14 protein-coding genes are annotated in these 21,077 nt (G+C 68.4%); 5 read left to right on the forward strand and 9 right to left on the reverse strand.

Going from position 1 to position 21,077, the window contains the following annotated elements:
- Window positions 1-68 precede the first annotated feature (68 nt).
- The 3 genes from ABZ928_RS47835 to ABZ928_RS47845 are packed head-to-tail and all read left to right on the forward strand — an operon-like array spanning window position 69 to window position 2,706.
- Complete coding sequence (locus ABZ928_RS47835) at window positions 69-947, forward strand: metal-dependent hydrolase (RefSeq protein ID WP_361534632.1); 879 nt, start codon at window positions 69-71, stop codon at window positions 945-947.
- Window positions 947-1,960 carry a PDR/VanB family oxidoreductase gene (locus tag ABZ928_RS47840; RefSeq protein WP_361534635.1) on the forward strand — a complete coding sequence of 338 codons (1,014 nt, stop codon included), beginning with the start codon at window positions 947-949 and terminating at the stop codon, window positions 1,958-1,960. The genes ABZ928_RS47835 and ABZ928_RS47840 overlap by 1 nt, the downstream gene beginning before the upstream one ends.
- Before the next feature lie 56 nt (window positions 1,961-2,016).
- Window positions 2,017-2,706: a TetR/AcrR family transcriptional regulator gene (locus ABZ928_RS47845; RefSeq protein ID WP_361534638.1), complete on the forward strand. Its 690-nt coding sequence runs from the start codon at window positions 2,017-2,019 to the stop codon at window positions 2,704-2,706.
- Window positions 2,707-2,714: 8 nt separating this feature from the next.
- Here ABZ928_RS47845 and ABZ928_RS47850 read toward each other — a convergent pair whose 3' ends face one another.
- The 5 genes from ABZ928_RS47850 to ABZ928_RS47870 all read right to left on the reverse strand — a co-directional run bounded on the left by ABZ928_RS47850 (window position 2,715) and on the right by ABZ928_RS47870 (window position 13,228).
- A complete protein-coding gene (locus ABZ928_RS47850) occupies window positions 2,715-3,074 on the reverse strand; it encodes an isomerase (protein ID WP_361534641.1) in 360 nt (119 codons plus the stop codon).
- A 28-nt stretch (window positions 3,075-3,102) separates the two neighbouring features.
- Window positions 3,103-4,725, reverse strand: a complete 1,623-nt coding sequence (locus ABZ928_RS47855) for a SpoIIE family protein phosphatase (RefSeq protein WP_361534644.1) — start codon at window positions 4,723-4,725, stop codon at window positions 3,103-3,105.
- 72 nt (window positions 4,726-4,797) lie between these two features.
- Complete coding sequence (pulA, locus tag ABZ928_RS47860; protein ID WP_361534647.1) at window positions 4,798-10,206, reverse strand: pullulanase-type alpha-1,6-glucosidase; 5,409 nt, start codon at window positions 10,204-10,206, stop codon at window positions 4,798-4,800.
- A gap of 145 nt (window positions 10,207-10,351) precedes the next feature.
- Entirely contained in the window at window positions 10,352-11,752 is a 1,401-nt protein-coding gene (locus tag ABZ928_RS47865; protein ID WP_361534650.1) for a glycoside hydrolase, read from the reverse strand.
- Between the two features lie 93 nt (window positions 11,753-11,845).
- Window positions 11,846-13,228, reverse strand: coding sequence for an alpha-amylase family protein (locus tag ABZ928_RS47870; protein ID WP_361534653.1), 1,383 nt, complete (start codon window positions 13,226-13,228; stop codon window positions 11,846-11,848).
- A gap of 191 nt (window positions 13,229-13,419) precedes the next feature.
- On the opposite strand from ABZ928_RS47870, the gene ABZ928_RS47875 reads away from it, so the two are divergent.
- Entirely contained in the window at window positions 13,420-15,495 is a 2,076-nt protein-coding gene (locus ABZ928_RS47875; RefSeq protein WP_361534656.1) for a carbohydrate-binding module family 20 domain-containing protein, read from the forward strand.
- Window positions 15,496-15,544: 49 nt separating this feature from the next.
- Here ABZ928_RS47875 and ABZ928_RS47880 read toward each other — a convergent pair whose 3' ends face one another.
- On the reverse strand, window positions 15,545-16,333 hold the full coding sequence (locus tag ABZ928_RS47880) for a hypothetical protein (RefSeq protein ID WP_361534659.1): 789 nt from the start codon (window positions 16,331-16,333) through the stop codon (window positions 15,545-15,547).
- A gap of 114 nt (window positions 16,334-16,447) precedes the next feature.
- Between ABZ928_RS47880 and ABZ928_RS47885 the strand changes: the two genes are divergently transcribed.
- Window positions 16,448-17,086 (forward strand): hypothetical protein, encoded by a 639-nt coding sequence (locus ABZ928_RS47885; protein ID WP_361534662.1) that lies wholly within the window; start codon window positions 16,448-16,450, stop codon window positions 17,084-17,086.
- A gap of 67 nt (window positions 17,087-17,153) precedes the next feature.
- Here the strand turns inward: ABZ928_RS47885 and ABZ928_RS47890 are convergent, their stop codons facing one another.
- From ABZ928_RS47890 to ABZ928_RS47900, 3 genes are all read right to left on the reverse strand, one after another.
- Window positions 17,154-18,872 carry a glycoside hydrolase family 13 protein gene (locus ABZ928_RS47890; protein ID WP_361534665.1) on the reverse strand — a complete coding sequence of 573 codons (1,719 nt, stop codon included), beginning with the start codon at window positions 18,870-18,872 and terminating at the stop codon, window positions 17,154-17,156.
- Between the two features lie 189 nt (window positions 18,873-19,061).
- Window positions 19,062-19,976 carry a sugar ABC transporter permease gene (locus ABZ928_RS47895; RefSeq protein ID WP_361534668.1) on the reverse strand — a complete coding sequence of 305 codons (915 nt, stop codon included), beginning with the start codon at window positions 19,974-19,976 and terminating at the stop codon, window positions 19,062-19,064.
- 13 nt (window positions 19,977-19,989) lie between these two features.
- Entirely contained in the window at window positions 19,990-20,994 is a 1,005-nt protein-coding gene (locus ABZ928_RS47900; protein ID WP_361534671.1) for a sugar ABC transporter permease, read from the reverse strand.
- Window positions 20,995-21,077: the final 83 nt, after the last annotated feature.

Below are 21,077 nucleotides of genomic sequence, written 5' to 3' on the forward strand. Positions count from 1 at the left end.
TGACACTGGCGTCAACAAGTCGCTGCACGAGGGTTCCTTCGGGACTTACCCATGAGTACATTGACGCCATGTCTAACACGCCGGACCGGGTCACCCTCAAAGCTCGGAAGGTGTCCTTCGCCTGGGAGGGCACCCCGCTGCACTGGGTGCCCGGCGATCCGTTCACCGCGCACACCATCAATGTGCTCCACCTTCTGCTGCCGGCCGGCGAGCGCTGGTTCGTGCACGTCTACAAGCAGGTGCTGCCGCTCATCAAGGACGAGCGGCTGCGCGAGGACGTCATCGGGTTCATCGGCCAGGAGGCCATGCACTCCCAGGCCCATGACGAGGTCCTGCCGCATCTGAAGGAGCTGGGCCTCGATCCGACGCCGTACACCGCGCAGATCGACTGGTTCTTCGAGAAGCTGCTCGGCGACCGGACGCTGCCGCCGGGCAGGCCGCGCACGTGGTGGCTCCTGGAGCGGGTGGCGATCATCGCGGCCATCGAGCATTACACCGCGTTCCTGGGCAACTGGGTGCTGAACGCCGAGGAGTTGGACCGGCGGGGCGCCGATCCGACCATGCTGGACCTGCTGCGCTGGCACGGCGCGGAGGAGGTGGAGCACCGGTCGGTCGCCTTCGACCTCTTCCAGCACGTGGACGGCAACTACCGCCGCCGGGTCCGGACTTGGGGCGTGGCGTTCGCGGTGCTGGTGTTCCTGTGGCAGCGCGGGGCTCGGTTCTTCATGGAGAACGACCCGACCCTGGTCGACGGCAAGGCGAGCTTCACGCAGTTCTATCGGAAGGGACGGCAGGGCACGCTGCCCGCGACCGGGGACATGCTGAAGTCCATCCCCCGCTATCTCAGCCGCGGTTACCACCCCTCCCAGGAGGGCAGCACCGAGCAGGCCGTCGCCTATCTGGCCTCCTCCCCCGCCGCCGTCGCGGCCGAGAAGGGCGCCGCGTGATGCCCAGGCCGCTGACCGTCGCGGTCGTCGCCGGGGCCGCCTTCCTCACCCGGCGGGCCATGCGCCGCCGTATCCAGGCCTCGCCGCTGTGGCCGATGCCCGCGCTGGAGGAGCCGATCTCCGGGCGGCCGAGGTCGCGTGCGCTGCGGCTGCTGGTGGCCTCACGGGAGGAGGTCGCCGACGGGGTCGTACAACTGCGCCTGGAGGGGCGGGACTTGCCGCGCTGGGAGCCCGGCGCGCATCTCGACCTGGTGCTGCCGTCGGGGCTCGTCCGGCAGTACTCGTTGTGCGGGGACCCCTCCGACACCTCGTCGTACACCGTGGCGACGCGGCTGGTGGCGGACGGGCGGGGCGGTTCGCGCGAGGTGCACGATCAGATCGCCGAGGGCATGGAGCTGGAGGTGCGGGGGCCGCGGAACCGGTTCCCGCTGGTCGACGCGGAGTCGTACGTCTTCGTCGCGGGCGGGATCGGGATCACGCCGATCCTGTCGATGGTGCGGTCACTGCCGGACGGGGCGCGCTGGCGGCTGCTGTACTGCGGGCGGTCGCGGGAGTCGATGCCGTTCCTCAAGGAGCTGGAGGCGCTGGAGCAGGTGACCGTGGCCGTCGGGGCGCCCGAACTCGGGGCGCTGGACGTGCCCGAGGGCGCCGCCGTGTACTGCTGCGGTCCTGAAGGGCTGATGGCCGCGGTCGAAGAGCGGTTCCCGCAGGTGCACTTGGAGCGGTTCACGCCCCGGGCCACCGCGCCCGGTGCCGCCTTCGAGCTCGAACTCCGGCGCAGCGGGCGGACGTTGACCGTACCGGCGGACTCCTCCGTGCTGGCGGCCGTGCGCAAGGAGCTGCCGGACACCCTCTACTCCTGCGAGCAGGGTTTCTGCGGGACCTGCCAGCAGCGGGTGCTGGAGGGCGAGGTGGACCACCGGGACGAGCTGCTCACCGACGCGGAGCGCGCCGACTCGATGCTGATCTGCGTCTCGCGGGCGCGAAGTGAGCGAATTGTGCTGGATATGTGAACACCACCGGCTGGACCGGGCCGTTCCGGTCCGGATTCGATCGGTAAGGTGTTCGCATGACTACCGGGGTACGGCGAAGAATGGGAGTCGAGGAGCGGCGGCAGCAGTTGATCGGCGTCGCCCTCGAACTGTTCAGCCAACGCTCGCCCGACGATGTGTCCATCGACGAGATAGCGAGCGCGGCGGGCATCTCGCGGCCACTGGTCTACCACTACTTCCCCGGCAAACTCAGCCTGTACGAGGCCGCGTTGAAGCGGGCGGCCGACGATCTGGCGGGCCGGTTCGTCGAGGCGCACGAAGGGCCGCTGGGCGCGCGGCTGCTGCGGGTGATGCGGCGCTTCTTCGACTTCGTCGACGACCACGGGCCCGGTTTCGCCGCCCTGATGCGGGGCGGCCCGGCCGTCGGCTCCTCGGCGACCAACGCGCTCATCGACTCCGTACGGCAGGCCGCGTACGAACAGATCCTTTCGCATCTGCGGGTGGCGGAGCCGCCCGCGCGCCTGGAGCTGGTCGTGCGCTCCTGGATCTCGCTCGCCGAGTCGACCGCGCTGATCTGGCTGGACGGCCGGCGCATCCCGCGCGGTGAGCTGGAGACCCAACTGGTCCATGACTTCGCCGCGTTGGCCGCGGTGAGCGCGGCCAACGACGACGAGATGCGCGACCTGCTGCGCACCATGCTCCGGGACGAACCGAACGACGGCCCGTTCACCGATCTCGCGGCCCGGCTGATCCAGCTCGCGTCCTAGGCTCCGACCTAGAACTTGCGGTAGGACGGGTCCAGGTCGCGCACCTCGGCGGAGGCGTGCAGCACGATGCCCGTCTCGTCCTCGATGTGCTTGCGCAGCAGCTCCAGGACCGCCTCGGTCAGCTTCGCCTTGGTCTCGTCGGTGCGCCCGGCGAGCAGACCGAGGGTGACATGGACGACCGCGTGCCCCTGCTCGTCGGGGTCCTCGTACCCGAACGCCGTGTACGCGCTCGGCCGGAACTGCGTCTTGCACGCCTCCGGCTTCGCCGCCGCGATCTCGACCGTCGCCTCGTGCAGCGCCCGGGCGAAACCGTCCCGATCGAAGGCGGGGCCGATCGTCTGGGAGTAGTCGACGGTGATCTGCGGCATGAGCACTCCTGTTCTAAGGCAACAGGCGTCAGCCTAGCCGCAGCGCCAGCATCGCGATGTCGTCCTCCCGGTCGTGGCCGAAGGAGGCCAGGAGGGTGTCGCACAGGGCGTCGAGGCCGGGCAGGGAGCCGGCGGCGGCCGCGCGGAGGTGTTCCATGGAGGCCGAGAGGTCGGTGCCGCGGGTCTCGATCAGACCGTCGGTGACCATGAGGAGCCGGTCGGTGGGTTCGAGGAACAGCTCGGTGACCGGCGGGTGGGGCAGGCCGATGCCGAGCAGCGGTCCGGCCGCCTTGGCGTAGTCGGCGCTGCCGTTGTCCCGGACGATCAGCGGCGGGATGTGCCCCGCGTTGGCCACCTGGGTGCGCCCGGTGGCCGGGTCGATGAGGGCCATGCAGACGGTGGCCGTGAGGTCGGGGTGGTAGCGCTGGAGCATCCGGTCGAGGCGCTCGGCGAGCACGCTCGGGTCGCTGTCCTCGACGGCGTAGGCACGCAGCGCGTGCCGGATCTCCACCATGACGGTCGCCGCGTCCAGCGAGTGCCCGACGACGTCACCGACCGCGGTGAGCACGCCCTCACAGGTGCGCAGCACGGCGTAGAAGTCGCCGCCGATCTCGGTCTCCGGGGACGCGGGCACATACCGGACCACGACGTTCATGCCGGGCAGCTCGGGCAGCCGGTTCGGCAGGGGCAGGAAGCTGTGCTGGAGGGTGAGGGCGACATGCCGCTCCACCTGGTACATGAGCAGCGGCTCGGCGGCGAACGCGGTCGCCTGGGTCAGCTGGGCCAGCAGGCTCTCCCGCTCGGGGCCCATCCGCCGCATCCCGCGCGCGGGCGCGGCCAGGCACACCGTGGCCCTGCCGTCCTGGGTGCGGACGAGCGCCAGCCGGGCGTCGTGCTCGACACCGGGCCGGAAGTACCCGGCCGGCCACAGCGGCGAGGGCACCGTCGTGAGCTGCACACCGCCGGCCTGCCCCCGGGTGAGCCGCCGCAGCAGGGCGGCCACCGCCCGGTCGGCCCCGTCGTCCGGCAGGGCGACCGGGATGCGGTCCCGGGACAGGCCCCGGTACAGCCGGTCCCCCTGGTCCAGGACGAAGACGGCGGCGGGCGTGCCGGTGACCCGAGAGATGCCCTCGGCGGCCGCGTCGGTGAGTTCCTGCAAGGAGCGCGCCGCCTGGATGGTGACGATCGTCTCCGACAGCAGCGTCAGCCGCCGTACCAGCGCCCGGTCGTCGGCCCGCACCCGTGCGTTGCGCACGGCGGCCCGGACCACCGCCTCGATCTCCAGGGGCTCGGCGGGCACCCGCAGATAGGACTCGGATCCCGCGTCCAGGCCCTCGCAGCAGTCGACCGGGGCCACATTGGCGGCCGAGAAGTGCACGACGGGCAGCCCGGCCGTGTGCGGCCGCTCCTTGAAACGGCGGCACAGGTCGAAGCCGCTCATGTCCGGCAGCCCCACGTCGACGAGGGCCACGTCCGGCAGGGTGCCCTTGCGCCGCCGTACGTCGAGTTCGGCGAGCGCCTCGCCACCGCTGGCGACGGGCACGACGCGGTGCCCTGCCCGGGTCAGCAGGGTGCCCATCGCGTAGCGGCTGGCTTCCGCATCGTCCACGACCATGACGGTCGTGCCTGTCAGGTTTCCGTCGACGTCCATGTGTTCAGCGCCCTTGGACAACACGGTGGGGCAGACCCGGACCGGGTCTGCCCCACCAAGGTAATGCCGTTGTCAGGACTTGCGGGAGAATACGGCCACAGTGCGCCCCGGAACGGCGAAGGTGCCCGAAACCCGCTCGTACGAAGACCGCTTGACGGTAGAGTCGGCGCCCTTCGCCTGGACCTCGTGCAGCGCATATGCCGTCCCGGCCAGCGCGGCCACCCGCTGCTCCTGCGCCTGTGGCGTCGCGTTGAACACCACGACCAGGTCACCGAGCTCCATGGTGATCACACCGGGCGTCTCCTCCTTCCCCGACAGCGGGAAGGACAGCTTCGACTGCACCTGCGCGGCCGTGTCCAGGGAGAATTCGGCCTCAGTCGAACGAATTTTCAACAGATCCCGGTACGCCGCCGAGGTCCCCTCGATCTGCTCGCAGCCGACCTTCACCGAGCCCAACAGGGGCTTGGCGTACGGCCACTTGGACGCGTTGTCGGCGGCCATCGGCAGTCCGCGTCCGAAGCCGTTGCCGTCCGCGCAGTTCCAGTGGATGGCGTTGAACCAGTCGCCGCTGTCGTAGGAGTTGCGGTCCAGGGACTTCGAGCGCAGCAGGTCGGTGCCCGCCTGGGAGAGCGCCGGGCCCTGCGAGAGGGTCGCGGTCGCCATGGCGAGGACCTGCATACGGGCCCGGTCGGAGGCGCTGGTCGACGCCGGGAGCTTGTACGTCAACGCGTCGAACAGCGACTCGTTGTCGTGCGCGTCGGCGTAGGCGAGGGCGTCGCCGGGCGCGTCCGCGTACCCGGCGGGCTGCCCGTTGTAGTCGACCTCGGCGCCGGTGACCTCCTTGCCGTCGGTGTCGGTGAACGAGTACTTGGCGAGGTTGCCGCTCAGCCCGACCTTGATGAGGTCCTGGTAGTGCAGCAGCCGGGCCTTCTGCTCGGCCGAAGTGCCGTTGCTCGCCGAGGAGTTGGGGTCCGTGTACAGCCCTGACGCGAAGCCCTGGACGCCCGGGTCCTCGTCGAAGGGCCCGCCGCCGCGCACCGCGTCACGGGCACGGTCGGAGAAGGTGGCGATGCCGGTGCCGGCCATGTTCTTCTGCGTGGCCTGCACGAAGCGGGCGTCGTCGGCGACCTCTCCGAAGTTCCAGCCCTCGCCGTACAGGATGATCTTCTTGCCGTCGACGCCGTCCTTGGCGAGGGTCAGCCCGTCGAGGGCCTTCCGGACCGCGAGGATGTTGGCCTTCGGGTGGTGGCCCATCAGGTCGAAGCGGAACCCGTCGACCTTGTACTCCTTGGCCCAGGTGACGATCGAGTCGACGACCAGCTTGCCCATCATCGCGTTCTCGGTCGCCGTGTTGGCACAGCAGGTGCTGTTGGCGACCGAGCCGTCGGCGAGGAGCCGCTGGTAGTAGCCGGGGACGATCCGGTCGAGGACGGAGGTGTCCGCCTGCCCGCTCGCCGCCGTGTGGTTGTAGACGACGTCCATGACGACCCGCAGACCGTCGTCGTTCAGCGACTTGACCATCTCGCGGAACTCGACCGTGCGCTCGGTGCCGTCCGGGTCGGTGGCGTACGAGCCCTCGGGGACCGTGTAGTGGTACGGGTCGTACCCCCAGTTGTAGGCGTCCTTCGCGGCGGACTTCGCCACGCACTCCTGCTGCTGGTCGGAGTCGGCCGCGTAGGAGGCCAGGTCGCAGTCGGGGGTCGCCTGGTCCGACTTGTTCTCCGGGATGGTGGCGATGTCGAAGGCGGGCAGCAGGTGCACATACGAGGTGCCCGACTTCGCGAGCTCCTTGAGGTGCCGGGAGCCGTCGCTGCTCTTGTCGGTGAAGGCGAGGTAGGTGCCCTGGTCCTCGGCCGCCACCGTCTTGTCGGCGACGGAGAAGTCACGGACGTGCAGCTCCTGGATCTGCGCGTCCTTCAGCGGGGTCGCCTTCGGCTTGGTGTACGTCGACCAGCCGCTCGGGGCAAGGGACTTGTCGTCGAGGTCGACGACGAGGCTGCGCTCCGAGTTCGCGGTCAGGGCGACCGAGTAGGGGTCGGTGACCTTGTTGGTGACGAGCTTCTGGACGCTGGGCGCCCAGACCTTCACGACGTACCGGTACTCCTTGCCCTTCCAGGACTTGGGGCCGGTGACGGACCAGACGCCGGTCTGCGCGTCGCGCTTCATCCTGACCGTGGAGCCGTCGAGCTCCAGCTGCACGGACTGTGCCGTGGGCGCCCAGACGGCCAGTGTCGGACGGCCGCTCTTGTCGAAGGTCGGGCCGAGGTCGGCCTTGGTCGCCGCCGGGTAGAGGTCGTCGAGGACGCCGGCGATCTGGACGCCGGTCGCCGCGAGGACGGCACCGTTGGCGGACCGCTGGGAGGCGACGAGCTGGCCCTTGAGGGCCGCGCGGACGCGGTCGCGGTCACGGGGGTCGACGGTCCAGGCGGTGTAGGACTTCAGGTGCGGGAACTTCTCCTTCTGGGCGTCGGTGAGGGTGGTCCTGGACAGGCGGAGCCAGCGCTCGTCGTCGCTGGTCAGGGCGCCGTCCTTGACGGCGATCGAGCCGTCCGCGCTGTACAGGAGCTGGGTGGAGGCGGCGGCCTCGTTGCCGTTCCAGGCGACCGTGTTCCGGTCGATCCAGACCGCCTTGGAGGTGGTCAGGTCGAGGGCGGCCGCGGAGCCCGCGGGCTGCGGGAGCAGGTACTTCTCCTGGCCGTTCAACAGCCACACCTCATGGCCGTTGGCGGTGAGGTCGAGCGACTGGTCGGACGGGAGGTCCTTGTCGTCGCCCTTGTGGATGATGTAACTGAGGCTGGTGGCACCGTCGGTGAGCGGTACCTCGAAGACCGCGCCATAGGCGTCAGTCTTCACCGGCTCCAGGGGGTTCGACCAGTCCGTGGGGTTCGCGGCGCCCGTCCAGACGTGCAGCCCCCAGCCGTCGTAGTTCCCGTCGGCGCGGTGGTAGTGGAGGACGGCCTTGGTCTTGTCCTGCTCCGGATAGTCCGGCTTCTCGGTGAGGACATCCGTCTTGCCCTGCTCGACCCAGATCTCCCCGGTCTTGGTGACGTCGATCGTGCGGTCGGCGGAGACGTCCTTGTTGCCGTCCTTGTCGATGACGAGGAACCCGACGCTGGAGGCGCCCGCCTTCAACTTGACGTAGGCGAAGGCCCCGTAGGCGTCACGGCCGATGAAGGGGTGGCTGTCCGGCCAGTTGGTGGCCTCGCCGTCGGCGATGTCACCCCAGGTGTACAGGCCCCAGTTCGTGTAGTCGCCGTCGGCGCGCTTGTAGTGGACGACCGCGTAGTCACGGGAGGAGGCGGTGGGGGTCTCCTCGACGGGCGGGGTGCCGCTGGTGGAGGCGGCGGTGGCACTCGCCGTACGTCCGGCCGAGTCGACGACAACCGCCTTGTAGCGCAAGGCCGTTCCGGCCGGTACGTCCTCCCCGATGACCTGCGTGACCTGGTACGGGGCGTGGTCGGCCGAGCCGAGCGTCTTCCACTTGCCGTTGCCGACCTGCGCGGCGAAGACGACCCGGTTGAGCTGACCGCCGTCGACGTCGGCCGTCAGCGAGACCGTGCCGGTGGCGCCGGTGTCCGGGGCCTTCAGGGTGAGCGTCGGCGCGGTGGCGGACTTGGCGACCTTGCCGGCCGCCTTGAGGACGATCGCGGAACCGGCGGGGACGGAGACGGTGACCTTCTTGTCGGAGTCGGAGGTCACCGAGCCCGAAGTCCCGTAGATCCCGGCGAACTTCATGCCCCCCGAACCGGTCGCGAAGGTCGCCGACTTCGCCTCACCGGAGTTGTTGAAGGCGACGACGTACTCGGTGCCGGACTTGGCGTCGGTGCGGGAGAAGGCGTAGACGCCGGCGCCGTCGGCCGCGTACCGCTCGGTCTGCACACCGTCGGCGAGGGCGGGGTTGGCCTTGCGGAGCTGAGCGAGTGCGGCGATCTGCTGGTACAGCGGCGCGCTCGTGTCGTACGCGTCGCTCGCGTGGGTGCGGTCGGTGCCGATCTCGTCGTCGTCGAGGTAGTCGGCGGTCTTCGACGCGAACATGGTCTGGCGGGCGTCCTTGTCGCCGCCCGCGCCGGTGAAGCCCTGTTCGTCGCCGTAGTAGACGACCGGGTTGCCGCGGCTGAGGAACATCAGCTCGTTGGCGAGCCTGTCCTTGGCGAGGAGTTCGGCGTCGGTCGCCTTCGGGTTGTCCTGGTTCAGGAAGTACCCGACGCGGCCCATGTCGTGGTTGCCGAGGAAGGTGACCTGCTCGTACGCGTTGGCCTTGTCGGTCGTGTACTTGTAGTCGTCGCCGAAGACCTTCGCGAGCGTCTGCGCGCTGCCGCCCTGGGAGGCGTACTGCCGTGCCGCCTCCTGGAAGGGGAAGTCGAGCGTGGCGTCGAGGCGGCCCTGCGTGACATACGGGGAGGTGATCGACGTGTCGGCGGAGTAGACCTCGCCGAACATGAAGAAGTCGTCGCGGCCCTGCTTGGCCGCGTAGGCGTCGAGGGCGGTCGCCCACTGCGTCCAGAACTCCATGTTGACGTGCTTCACGGTGTCGATCCGGAAGCCGTCGATGTCGAAGTCCCGCACCCACTTCTCGTAGATCTTCTCCATGCCGCTGACGACCTCGGGACGCTCGGTCCACAGGTCGTCGAGGCCGGAGAAGTCGCCCTGGTCCGAGCTCTCACCGGCGAAGGTGGAGTCGCCGCGGTTGTGGTACATCGTGGTGTCGTTCAGCCACGACGGGACCTTCTTGACCGAGGAGGCGGCCGTGGTGGGCGTACGCGGGAAGGAGTCGGTGTCGACGTCCGGGAAGTCGCCGGTGCCCGCGTAGTCGGAGTCGTCGAAGGGCTCGCCGTCCTTGGTCAGATACGGGAACGCGCCTTTGGAGAGGTAGTCGTAGGACTTCTCCTCATAGTCGACGACGTCGGCGGTGTGGTTGGTGATGACGTCGAAGTAGACCTTCATGCCCTTGGCGTGCGCCTTGGCGATGAGGTTCTCCAGGTCCTGGTTGGTCCCGAAGTGAGGGTCGACCTGGGTGAAGTCGGTGATCCAGTACCCGTGGTAGCCGGCGGAGGCGTTGCTGCCGGTCCCCTGCACGGGCTGGTTCTTGAAGATCGGCGCCATCCAGATGGAGGTGGTGCCGAGCCCCTTGATGTAGTCGAGCTTCTTGGTCAGGCCCTTGAGGTCGCCGCCCTGGTAGAAGCCCTTGTCGGTGGGGTCGTACCCGGTGGTGAGGCGGCTGCCGGTCAGACCGCCCTCGTCGTTGCCGGTATCACCGTTGGCGAAACGGTCCGGGAGCACGAAGTAGAACTGCTCGCGCGTGGAGTCGTGCCGGGCGGGCTCGGCGGCGAGCTTGGCGTCGGACGGGGGCGGCGGCGGAGTGTCCGCCCGTGCCGCGAGAGGTTGGACGAGCGCTGCGGCCAGCGCGGTGACGGTGACCGCGGCGACCCGTCCGGCATGGGCGGTGCGGCGCCTCGACGGCGCCGGCCATCTCGGTATCACAGATGGACTCCTTGCGATTACGGCGGCTCTACGTGGGTCCGACCCCGCGCGACCGTATCGCCGCCGTAACACTTACAGCAAGAGTCATGAAAGTAACGGAAAGAACTTTCAGCTCGCCCTTCACCAGCTGGAGTTGGACCGGGCCCTAACGCCTGACGGTGTAGGTGACCAGAGAACGGGCCGGAACGGTCGCGGTCAGCGCTCCCCCGCTCACGGGCACGGCCGCCTGCCGGGCCATGCTGTTCGAGGAGTTGGTGAGATACGGGGTCGCCGTCCCGCTGCCGATCCCCGTGTTCCGCAGGCTGTACGACACCTGCTGGTCACTGGTCGAGGCGTTCAGCGCTACGACGGTGAGGGTGCCGTCGGTGTTGCGGAACGCCGAGAGCCTGAGGTTGGAGTCGGCGGTCGTGGCGGCGATACGAGTGGCTCCGGGCCGTATGAATCGGCTGTAGCCGGCGAGGGCCCACAGCCGCTTCGACACGTGGTACTCGGCGCCGTCCATCTGGATCAGCCCACGGGTGGCGCCCAGGGAGGCCCCGTACCAGTACACGTAACCGCTGGTGTTCCCCTTGGTCAGCGCGTCATGGACGGCGGACGCGACGGTGAATCCGTCGTAGCCGCTGCCGTCGTCCCAGTTCTCGTTCCAGGTGGTGCCGTTGGGCGACCACTCGGACATCCAGGTGCGCTTCGAGGTCGGCAGCGGGCCGTCGACCGCGCTGGCGTAGGTGTGGCCGGTGTGGGTGGCGACAAGACTGCGGGCGGCCGGGTCCGCCTCGATCGCGCTCGTGTAGGCCTTCTGCTGGGTCCAGCCGAAGGAATCGCAGCAGGCCACCTTGTACCCGGCCGCGTTCGCGACCGGCCCGAGCACCTTCACGAACTCCGTCGCCTGGGCGGGCGTCAGCCGCATCGAGTCGTACGTCGCCGTCCAGTCGGGTTCGTTGGTGAAGCCGAGGTCGGTGATGCCGACGCCCTCCTGAGCGTAGAACCGGGCGTACTGGACGAGGTAGTCGGCGTAGGCCTTGCGCCAGTCCCCGCTCGCGCAGGTGGCACCGGCGAGCCCGCACAGGGTGCCGCCGTTGGCGTCGGTGCCGTTCGTTTTCATGTAACCGGGGGCGGTCCAGGCATCCGCGTAGAAGCGGTTCACCCCGTACGCCTTCGCCTCCTTGGCCAGCCACACCTGCCCCTTGTCGACACCGTCCCACACGTACTTGGGGGTCGCGTTCGGGCCGCCGGGGTCGGTCGGCTGGATGCCGGAGTCGATGCCGAGGCGCAGGATGCTGAGGCCCGCGCCGGTGCTGCGGTTGAGGAGGAGGTCGAGGATCTCGCGCTGCTTGGCGGCCGGTAAGCCCTGCGAGCCGTTCATCACGGCGGCCCGTCCGAAGTGCTCGGAGAAGCCGAAGCCGTCGATGGGCTGGTAGGTGGTGGCGCCGTTGACGGTGGCTGTCGTGGCGGCGGCCGCCTTCGGCGCATGGGCCGCGCTGGTGCCCCCGACCGCCAGAACAGCCGCCAGAGACGTCAGCGTCCACTTGCTGAATCTGCTTCGCATCGTGCACATCCCTTCATGGGAGCGCTCCCATAGACACCGGAGAACGTAGGACGACACTCCGTGAGCGTCAATCCCACGTTCCCCAGGGGATGTTCAGCAGGTGGACTTGCCGCTGTAGATCGCGAGCGCGGTGTTGGCACCGAGCGTGGCGGTGAACTGCCCGCTGGAGTTCACGGTCACCGTCGTGTTGTTCTGGACGTTGCAGTACGTGCCCGCGGCCAGGGACGTCTGATACGTACGGCTCAAGCTGCTCGACTCGTGGTTGATGGCCACGTACCCCTTGCTGCCGCGGCCGAAGGCGATGGCGTCGGCGCCGTTGTCCCACCAGTTGGTGACCGATTCGCCGCGGGTCGCGTTGCGGAAGGCGACCATGCGGATGATCTCGGGCCAGGCGTGCTGGCACTTCCAGCCGTCCTGCCAACAGGCGGTCACCGAGCCGTTGTTGGGCGGACCGGCGTCCGTGTCGGACCACTCGTACCCGGAGTTGATGTCCGGGGCGCCGTACGGGTAGGCGAGCATGAAGACGTTGGCGAGGGTGTAGTTCGCGCCGTCCTTGTAGTTGAGGGTGGAGCCGTTGCGCTCGGTGTCATGGTTGTCGACGAAGACACCGGAGACACCGCTGCTCATGTAGCCCCAGCCCTCGCCGTAGTTCTTCAGGTAGGCGAGGTTCTCGTTGTTGAAGACGCGCTTGAGGTCGTAGGCGTAACGGAACTCCTGCACATCCCCGTTGCCCGTGTACTCGGTGGGCTGAACGGCCTCGCCGCTGCCGTAGATGACCTCCTGCTTCCAGTACACGGAGGTGTTCGACAGCCGTGACTTGATGTTGGCGAGGTCGGTCGCCGGGATGTGCTTGGCCGCGTCGATGCGGAAGCCGTCGACGCCGTAGCCGAGCAGGGTGTTCATATAGCCGGCGATGGTGGCGCGGACGTACTCCTCACCCGTGTCCAGGTCGGCGAGGCCGACGAGTTCGCAGTTCTGGACGTTGGTGCGGTTGGTGTAGTCGCTGATCGTGGCCGTGCAGTCGTCCATGTCGTAGGAGGAGTACAGGCCGGGGTAGTTGTACTTGGTGTAGCTGGACCCGCCGGTGCCGGTGCCGCTGCCCGCCGACATGTGGTTGATGACCGTGTCGACGACGACCTTCACCCCGGCCGCGTGACACGTGTCCACCATGCTCTTGAAGGCGGTGGCGTCACCGAGGCGACCGGCGATCTTGTAGCTGACGGGCTGGTACGACGTCCACCACTGCGAGCCCTGGATGTGCTCGGCGGGCGGGGAGACCTGGACATAGCCGTACCCGGCGGGGCCGAGGGTGTTGGTGCACTCCTTGGCGACCGAGGCGAAGTTCCACTCGAACAGGACGGCGGTCACGTCCTTGGTGCCGGGCGGGGAGGCGGCGGCGGGAGTGGCAGGGGCGATGAGGGCCGCGGCTGCGGCGAGCGCGGTGAGAGACGCGCCGGCTGACCATCTCGATATCACGTGGGGGCTCCTTGCGTGACGGCCGAGCGTCCTTGCCCGGCGCCGGCGCGAACGTACCCCTAACGCAAGGTTTACAGCAAGGGTCTTGAAATTCACAGCAAGAGATTTCATCCCCTGCCTTGACGTGCCCTTCTCAACTAGCCCACGCTCACCACCTGTTGAACACCGATACTTCTTCATCGGAGCCGCAGATGACCAACAGACACCGCCCCCCGGGTGTCTTGCGCCGCGCCGCCTCCGTGGCGGCCGCGGGCGCCCTCGCACTGGCGGGCGCGATGGCCCTGCCCGCGACACCGGCCCAGGCCGACACCACGACCTCCGGCGACGTGATCGCCAACCTGTGGGAGTGGAACTGGGACTCCGTCGCGTCCGAGTGCACGGACGTGCTCGGACCGAACGGCTACGGGGCCGTGCAGGTGGCCCCGCCCGCCGAGTCCCTCAAGCAGTCCTCGTACTACTGGTGGGACGTCTACCAGCCGTACTCCTACAACCTCAACAGCCGCTTCGGTACGGCGGCGCAGTTCGCGTCGATGGTGAGCGCCTGCCACACCGCGGGCGTGAAGGTGTATACGGACGCGGTCATCAACCACACCGCGGCCCAGACGGGCACCGGCTACAACGGCACGACGATCAGCAACAAGTACGACACCCCGGACTGGGACGCGGGCGACTACCACCAGTCCGACGACTGCTCCGACTCCGACCTGATCATCGACGACTGGTCGAACCTCACCGAGATCCAGAACTGCGAACTCCTCGGCCTGCCCGACCTGGAGACCGAGAACGACAGCGTCCGCAGCGGCATCGCGGGCTTCCTCAACAAGCAGCTCGCCCTCGGTGTCGACGGCTTCCGCGTCGACGCGGCCAAGCACATCCCGACCGCCGACCTCCAGGCGATCGAGGCGAAGCTGACCGACACGACGTCGGGCACGGACCCGTACATCTTCCAGGAGGTGTACCCGGGTTCGACCCCGGCCGCCTCGGACTACTACTCCTCCGGTGACGTCCTCGACTTCACCTACGCGAGCAAGACGAAGTCGGCGTTCCAGGGGAACGTGTCCGACCTGGAGTCCCTGTCGTCGTCAGGGATCCTCACCCCGGCGAACTCGGTGTCCTTCGTGACCAACCACGACACCGAGCGCAACGGCCTGCACATGTCCTACAAGGACGGTGACACCTACAAGCTGGCCAACATCTTCCAGCTCGCCTACAAGTGGTCGACCCCGACCATCTACGCCGGCTGGGAGTGGACCCAGAGCGACCAGGCCCCGCCGAACTCCGCCGGCTTCGTCACCGACACCGACTGCTCCAACGGCTGGTACTGCCTCGACCGGGACACCGCCGTCACCGGCATGGTCAAGTGGCACAACGCGGTCGGCTCGGAGTCGGTGGCCAACTGGTCGACCAAGTCGTCGAGCGTGATCGGCTTCAGCCGTGGCACGGCGGGCTACATCGCCATCAACAACGGCTCCTCGTCGGCGACTTACACCTTCACGACGGGCATGGCGGACGGCACGTATTCCAACGTCATCGACAACGGTGCCACGACGGTGACCGTGTCCGGGGGCAGCGCCACCCTCACCGTCCCGGCGAAGGGCGCGATCGCGTTCTACAACGGTTCGTTCACTCCGTGCACGACGTGCGACGACTCGGGTGACGACGGCGGCTCGACGTCGACGGTGACCGCCACCTTCAACGAGTACGCCTCGACGACGTCCGGCACCAACGTCTACGTCGTCGGCTCGATCTCGGCCCTCGGCTCCTGGGACACGTCGAAGGCGATCCAGCTGTCGTCGACCGGGTATCCGATCTGGTCGGGGGAGGTGAGTGTGCCGATCAACACGTCGTTCGAGTTCAAATTCATCAAGAAGGACAGTTCAGGCAATGTGACCTGGGAGTCCAACGCCAACCGAACGGCGTCCACGACGACTTCGGCCGTCAGCATCAACAGCTCCTGGAACGTGGCCACCGCCAGCGCCACCGACGTCACCTTCAACGTCACGGCCACGACCGACTGGGGCACGAACGTCTACGTCGTCGGCTCCATCGCCTCGCTCGGCTCCTGGAACACGGCGGACGCCATCCCGCTGTCGTCGGCCTCGTACCCGATGTGGAGCAAGCTGGTGATCGTCCCGAAGAGCACGACCTTCACGTACAAATACATCAAGAAGGACAGCTCCGGGAACGTGACCTGGGAGTCCGGCACCAACCGCTCGTACACGACGGGGAGTTCGTCGGGCTACACCGCGAGCGACACCTGGAAGTGACCCAGCCCTGAGCTGACCCGACCCACCCCGACCCGAAGAGGCCGCTCGATCAGTGAGCGGTCTCTTCGGCTGTCGGGTCAGGTCCGTCGTCGGTGGTGAGGTCGGCCAGCAGGGTGCGGGCTCTGCGGATTCGCGGGTGTTCGGGGTGCAGGTGGCGTTCGCAGTCGGTCAGGGCCTGGCGGGCGGTTGCTTCCGCCTCGGTTCGGTGGCCGAGGGCGTGGAGGGCGGTGGCGGTGGCCATGTGCAGGGTGCCGGTGGCGGCGCGGTTCCAGCGGGGGGTGTAGCGGCGGGCCTCGGTGAGGGCCTCGTCGTGGCGTCCCTGGCCGTTGAGGCTTTCGACCAGGCCGCAGTGGAGGGAGGCCAGCGTGGCGCCTGCGGCGCGGGGCAGGTTTCCGCGGGCTATGGCTTCGGCCTCTTCGTGGCGGGCCAGTCGGCAGAGGATGAAGACGAGGTTGGCCAGTACGTCCATCTCCAGGTCCGATACCGGCGCCAGATGCTTGAGCCGCGTCAGCCCGCTCAGGATGGCCAGCGCCTCCGTCTCGGCCTCGGTGTAGCGCTCCGCGTCGCTGAGGAGGACGGTGCGGAGGTGCCGCAGCCCCAGCAGGAGGACACGATCGGGGTCGGGCATCGCGTCGAGTTCGGCGAGGAGTGCGTCCGCCTCGTCCAGCGCGTGCGACCTGCGTCCCTGGGCACACGCCGCTTCCAGGGCCGCGACCCTGGCGCACTGCCACGTGGCGAGTTGGCGGCCCCGCGCGCGTCGACCCGCCGTTCTCGCCTCAAGGTCCCTGGCCTCGGCCTCGACCTCTTCGTACTTGCCTTCCGCCCAGAGCTGGGACAAGCGCGCGAAGACCTCCTCGCTCCGCGAGCGGCCCCGTATCGTCCAAGTGGTCCATGCGATCTCCACAAGCGGTGAGCGTACGTGAGCCCGCTCGGCGAACATTAGGCTTCCGTCATGCTGGAGCCCCTACCCACAGCACTGACCGACGGTGACCTGGTCGCGGCGTTCCCGCGGCGGCTCTCCGATGAGGTTCGGGCGGTGCTGGCGGTGATGCCGGGGGCTCGGTTGGCGCCGGCCTCGCCGTTCTCGGTGTACGTGGACGATGAGGCCCTGGCGATTCCGTGCCGGATCTATCCGGACGAGCCGCCCGTTGACGAGGTACGCACACTGACGGCGAGGCAGCGGGTGATCCTGCACTGCCTGTACTCGCGGCACCACGACGGGCGGGTCCGTCAGCGTCACCTGAAGCAGGTCGTCGGCGTGGACCTGCCGTGGGTGGTGCCGTTCGTGGTGCAGTTGGTCGGTGAGTACGTCCTGGAGATTCTGGAGGAGATCGAGGACGGTCTTTCCGGGGCGGGCGATGCGCAGTCCGTGCGGTGGGCGTTGTACGGGGACTTCATCATCCGGAATCCGGAGTTCTTCGCGCTGACCGAGCGCCGGGTGGCGAGCTACTGGACCTGCTACCACCGGTGGAGGTTCCCGGTGTTCGGCACTTATCCCGGCGGCCGGCTGCTGGAGTTGCTGCGGGCCGCAGCGAGTGACCGTGCGGGCAGGCGTTGGCCCCGGCATGCGCCGGCCGGGTTCAAGAGGTAGGCCGCCGCGAACCGTGGAGGCCCGCTGCCTCAACTGGCTGCGGGCCTCCGTTGGTTGGGGGTGCGGGTCAGGCGGTCGTCCACCACACCGTCGTGTCCGACGGGACCTTCGTCTCGCCGTCCGCCTCCGTGATCTCGCCGCTCGTGAGGAGGACGCGGCCGTGGGACGGGGTCGTCACCGACTCGCCGCTGGTGTTGGCGACGCAGACGAACTCGCCGCGGCGGAAGGCCAGTACGCCCTCCGGTGCCCGCAGCCACTCCACCGAGTCGCCGGCGCCCAGGTCGGGGTGGGTGCGGCGGATGGCGAAGGCCTCGCGGTAGAGCTCCAGGGTCGAGCCCTCGACGCCCGTCTGCGCCTCCACGCTCAGGTCCGCCCACTCCGCCGGCTGCGGCAGCCAGCTGCCGCCCGCGCCGAAGCCGTACGACGAACCCTCCCGCGTCCACGGGATCGGGACGCGGCAGCCGTCGCGGAAGCCGTCCTGGCCCTCGCCGCGGAAGTACGCGGGGTCCTGGCGGACCTCGTCGGGGAGGTCTACTACGTCCGGGAGGCCCAGTTCCTCGCCCTGGTAGACGTATGCCGAGCCGGGGAGGGCCAGCATCAGCAATGTCGCCGCCCTGGCCCTGCGCAGGCCCAGTTCCCGGTCGCCCGCCGTGCGGATCTGGGTGCCCAGGCCCGGCGGGTTGGCGAAGCGGGTCGCGTGGCGCGTCACGTCGTGGTTCGAGAGGACCCAGGTCGCCGGGGCGCCCACCGGGGCCATCGCCTCCAGGGTGCGGTCGATCACCTTGCGGAGTTCCTCGGCGTCCCATTCGGTGCCCAGGTACTGGAAGTTGAAGGCCTGGTGGAGCTCGTCGGGGCGGACGTAGTTCGCGGTGCGCTCGACGGTCGGGGTCCAGGCCTCCGCCACGAAGATACGCCCGCCCGTCTCCCACCCCCGCCCTTCTGCGGAAGGCCCTTCGGGCCCCTTCTCATTTCCGGAGTACTCGTCCAGGATGAGCCGCCACTGGCGGTAGATGTCGTGGACGCCGTCCTGGTCGAAGAACGGCATGACATCGTTGCCCAGCAGTTTGAGCTGATCGCCGTTCCCGCCGATGTCCGGCAGGCCCTCCGCCTTGACCATTCCGTGCGCCACGTCGATGCGGAAACCGTCGACGCCCATGTCCAGCCAGAAGCGCAGGATGGAGCGGAACTCGTCGCCGACCGCGGGGTGTTCCCAGTTGAAGTCGGGCTGCTCGGGGGCGAACAGGTGGAGGTACCACTCGCCGTCCGCCACCCGTGTCCACGCGGGGCCGCCGAAGATCGACTCCCAGTCGTTGGGCGGGAGTTCGCCGTTCTCGCCCTTGCCGGGGCGGAAGTGGTAGCGCTCCCGCGAGGGGGAACCGGGGCCTTCGCGCAGGGCGCGCTTGAACCACTCGTGCTGGTCCGAGGAGTGGTTCGGGACCAGGTCGACGATGATCCGCAGGTTCAGCTCGCGCGCGTCACGGATCAGCGCGTCCGCGTCCAGCAGGTTGCCGAACATCGGGTCCACGGCCCGGTAGTCGGCCACGTCGTAGCCGGCGTCGGCCTGCGGCGAGGCGTAGAAGGGGCTGAGCCACACGGCGTCCACGCCGAGGTCGCGCAGATACGGGAGTCGGGAGCGTACGCCTTCCAGGTCGCCCATACCGTCGCCGTTGCTGTCGGCGAAGCTGCGCGGATACACCTGGTAAATCACGGCATCCCGCCACCAGTCGCTGCGCTGGGCTTTGGCGAAGGTCGGTGCCGGGGCGGTGGCGTAGTGCTGCTGGCTCATGGCGTCCTTGATGCGTAAGGGGGTCATGGGGGCGTCAAGTGGCGAGGCGACCGCGATGTCAGCGGGGTCGGATGGACACCGCGGCCGCCTCGGGTCTGAGGGTGATGTGGGCTAGTGAGTAGCGTGCGGCGCCGTCGTGGCTTGTCGCGCAGTTCCCCGCGCCCCTAAAGGGCGCTACCGAACCGTCCGTCAGCCCTTCGTGCCACCTGCCGTCAGGCCGGTCACCAAGTTCTTCTGCACGAGGTAGAAGAACGCCGCCACCGGTATCGCGATCAGCACCGCCGCCGCGGTCATCAGGTTCCGCTGTGCGTCGTGCTCGCTGATGAAGCTCTGCAGACCGACCGCGAAGGTGTACTTCTGGTCGTCGAGCATGAACGTGGTGGCGAAGGCGACCTCACCGAAGGCGGTGATGAAGTTGTAGAACGCGGCGACCGCGAGGCCCGGCTTGGCGAGCGGCAGGATCAGCCGGAAGAACGTGCCGAAGGGGGTGAGCCCGTCGACGCGTCCGGCCTCGTCGATCTCGAAGGGGATGGTGTCGAAGTAGCCCTTCAACAACCAGGCGCTGTAGGGCACCGCGGTCGCGCAATAGACGAGGACGAGTCCAAAGTAGCTGTCGATGAGCTGGAGTTCCGACAGCAACTGGTACATCGGCACGATGAGTACGGCTATCGGGAACATCTGGGTGACCAGTAGCACCCACATGAACTTCCTGTAGCCCGGGAACCGCATGCGCGAGACGGCGTAGCCGGTGGTGGCCGCGGCGAGGACGCCGATGACCGTGGTGCCGAGGGAGACGATCAGCGAGCTCTTCAGCCAGTCGAAGAACGCAGTGTGCTGGAGGACGAACGAGTAGTTGTCCAGCGTCATCTTGTCCCAGATGCCGCCCGGGTGGAGGTAGTCGTCCTTGTCCGGGCCGAGGGACAGGTACACCAGCCAGGCGATCGGGAACAGCGCGATGAGGCTCGCGACGATCAGGAGGCCGTGGGAGAGGAGCGAGGCGAGGGGGCTGCGGTGCTCGCGTCCGCGCGCCTTGCGTGATCCCGTGTCCGACGCCGGCTTGCTCTTGGTCACGTCGGCGGAGTTCGGGGCGGTGGTCGTACTCATGGGAGCTCCTGCCTCAGATCGCGAGCTGCTGGTCATTGCGGTTCAGCCAGCGGCGGTAGAAGGAGGTGAAGACGATCAGGATGCCCAGCAGCAGGATGCCGTAGGCGGCGGACTGGGCGAAGTCACGCGGCTGCTGTCCGAAGCCGAGGAACCACGCCCAGGTGACGAGGATCTGCGCGTCGGGGGCGGTGTTGCCGAAGAGCAGGAAGATGATGGCGAACTGGTTGAACGTCCAGATGACACCGAGCAGTACGACGGTGGAGCTGACGGACCTGAGTCCGGGCAGTGTCACATGCCGGAACCGCTGCCAGGCGTTGGCGCCGTCCATCTCGGCGGCCTCGTACAACGAGGCGTCGATGGACTGGAGTCCGCCGAGGAGCGAGACCATCATGAACGGCACTCCGCACCAGGTGTTGACCATGATCGCGGCGAACCGCTGCCAGAAGGTGTCCTCCAGCCACAGCGGGGTCGGCAGGTGCAGCGTGTCCAGGAAGCTGTTGATGACGCCGCCGTCGGCGAGCATGAACCGCCAGCCGAAGACCGTCACGAAGGTGGGCACGGCCCAGGGCAGGACGAGGATCAGCCGGTAGAAGGTGCGGCCGCGGAGCTTCTGGTTGAGCAGGAGGGCGAGGCCGAGACCGATGCCGTAGTGGAGGGCCACACAGGCGGCGGTCCAGAAGATCGTCCAGATGAAGTGCGACCAGAAGCGGTCGTACGCCAGGTCGCCCCAGAGGATTTCCGCGTAGTTGTCGAAGCCGATGAACTTGTAGGTGGCGTCGATGTGGTTGACGCCGATCGTGCGGGCCGAGTTGAGGCTGTTGGCGTCCGTGAGCGTGAGGTACAGGCCGTACGCCAGCGGGTAGAGCACGAGGACGCCGAGGACGATCACCACGGGGGCGATCATGGCGTAGGCGTACCAGTACTTCTGCCAGCTGTGCCTGAGGCGCTGGCCCAGGCCGGGGCGTGGCCCGCGGTCATCGCGGCGCTTGCCGGTCGCGCGATCGATGGCGACTGTCATGGTTCGACAACCTTCTCGGAATTCGGCGGTTCAAGGGGTCTTCGGCGGCCACAGGCCGATGGCCGCCGGATCCCTCCCCCCAT

It is taken from the genome of Streptomyces sp. NPDC046909, from assembly GCF_040644695.1.
In the GTDB taxonomy this organism is placed as follows: Bacteria; Actinomycetota; Actinomycetes; order Streptomycetales; family Streptomycetaceae; genus Streptomyces.

What these genes read in the sequence shown, in the direction of transcription:
- ABZ928_RS47835 (WP_361534632.1), top strand. Translation starts at nt 69, where the DNA reads ATGTCTAACACGCCGGACCGGGTCACCCTCAAAGCTCGGAAGGTGTCC.
- ABZ928_RS47840 (WP_361534635.1), top strand. Translation starts at nt 947, where the DNA reads ATGCCCAGGCCGCTGACCGTCGCGGTCGTCGCCGGGGCCGCCTTCCTC.
- ABZ928_RS47845 (WP_361534638.1), top strand. Translation starts at nt 2,017, where the DNA reads ATGACTACCGGGGTACGGCGAAGAATGGGAGTCGAGGAGCGGCGGCAG.
- ABZ928_RS47850 (WP_361534641.1), bottom strand. Translation starts at nt 3,074, where the DNA reads ATGCCGCAGATCACCGTCGACTACTCCCAGACGATCGGCCCCGCCTTC.
- ABZ928_RS47855 (WP_361534644.1), bottom strand. Translation starts at nt 4,725, where the DNA reads ATGGACGTCGACGGAAACCTGACAGGCACGACCGTCATGGTCGTGGAC.
- ABZ928_RS47865 (WP_361534650.1), bottom strand. Translation starts at nt 11,752, where the DNA reads ATGCGAAGCAGATTCAGCAAGTGGACGCTGACGTCTCTGGCGGCTGTT.
- ABZ928_RS47875 (WP_361534656.1), top strand. Translation starts at nt 13,420, where the DNA reads ATGACCAACAGACACCGCCCCCCGGGTGTCTTGCGCCGCGCCGCCTCC.
- ABZ928_RS47885 (WP_361534662.1), top strand. Translation starts at nt 16,448, where the DNA reads ATGCTGGAGCCCCTACCCACAGCACTGACCGACGGTGACCTGGTCGCG.
- ABZ928_RS47890 (WP_361534665.1), bottom strand. Translation starts at nt 18,872, where the DNA reads ATGAGCCAGCAGCACTACGCCACCGCCCCGGCACCGACCTTCGCCAAA.
- ABZ928_RS47895 (WP_361534668.1), bottom strand. Translation starts at nt 19,976, where the DNA reads ATGAGTACGACCACCGCCCCGAACTCCGCCGACGTGACCAAGAGCAAG.
- ABZ928_RS47900 (WP_361534671.1), bottom strand. Translation starts at nt 20,994, where the DNA reads ATGACAGTCGCCATCGATCGCGCGACCGGCAAGCGCCGCGATGACCGC.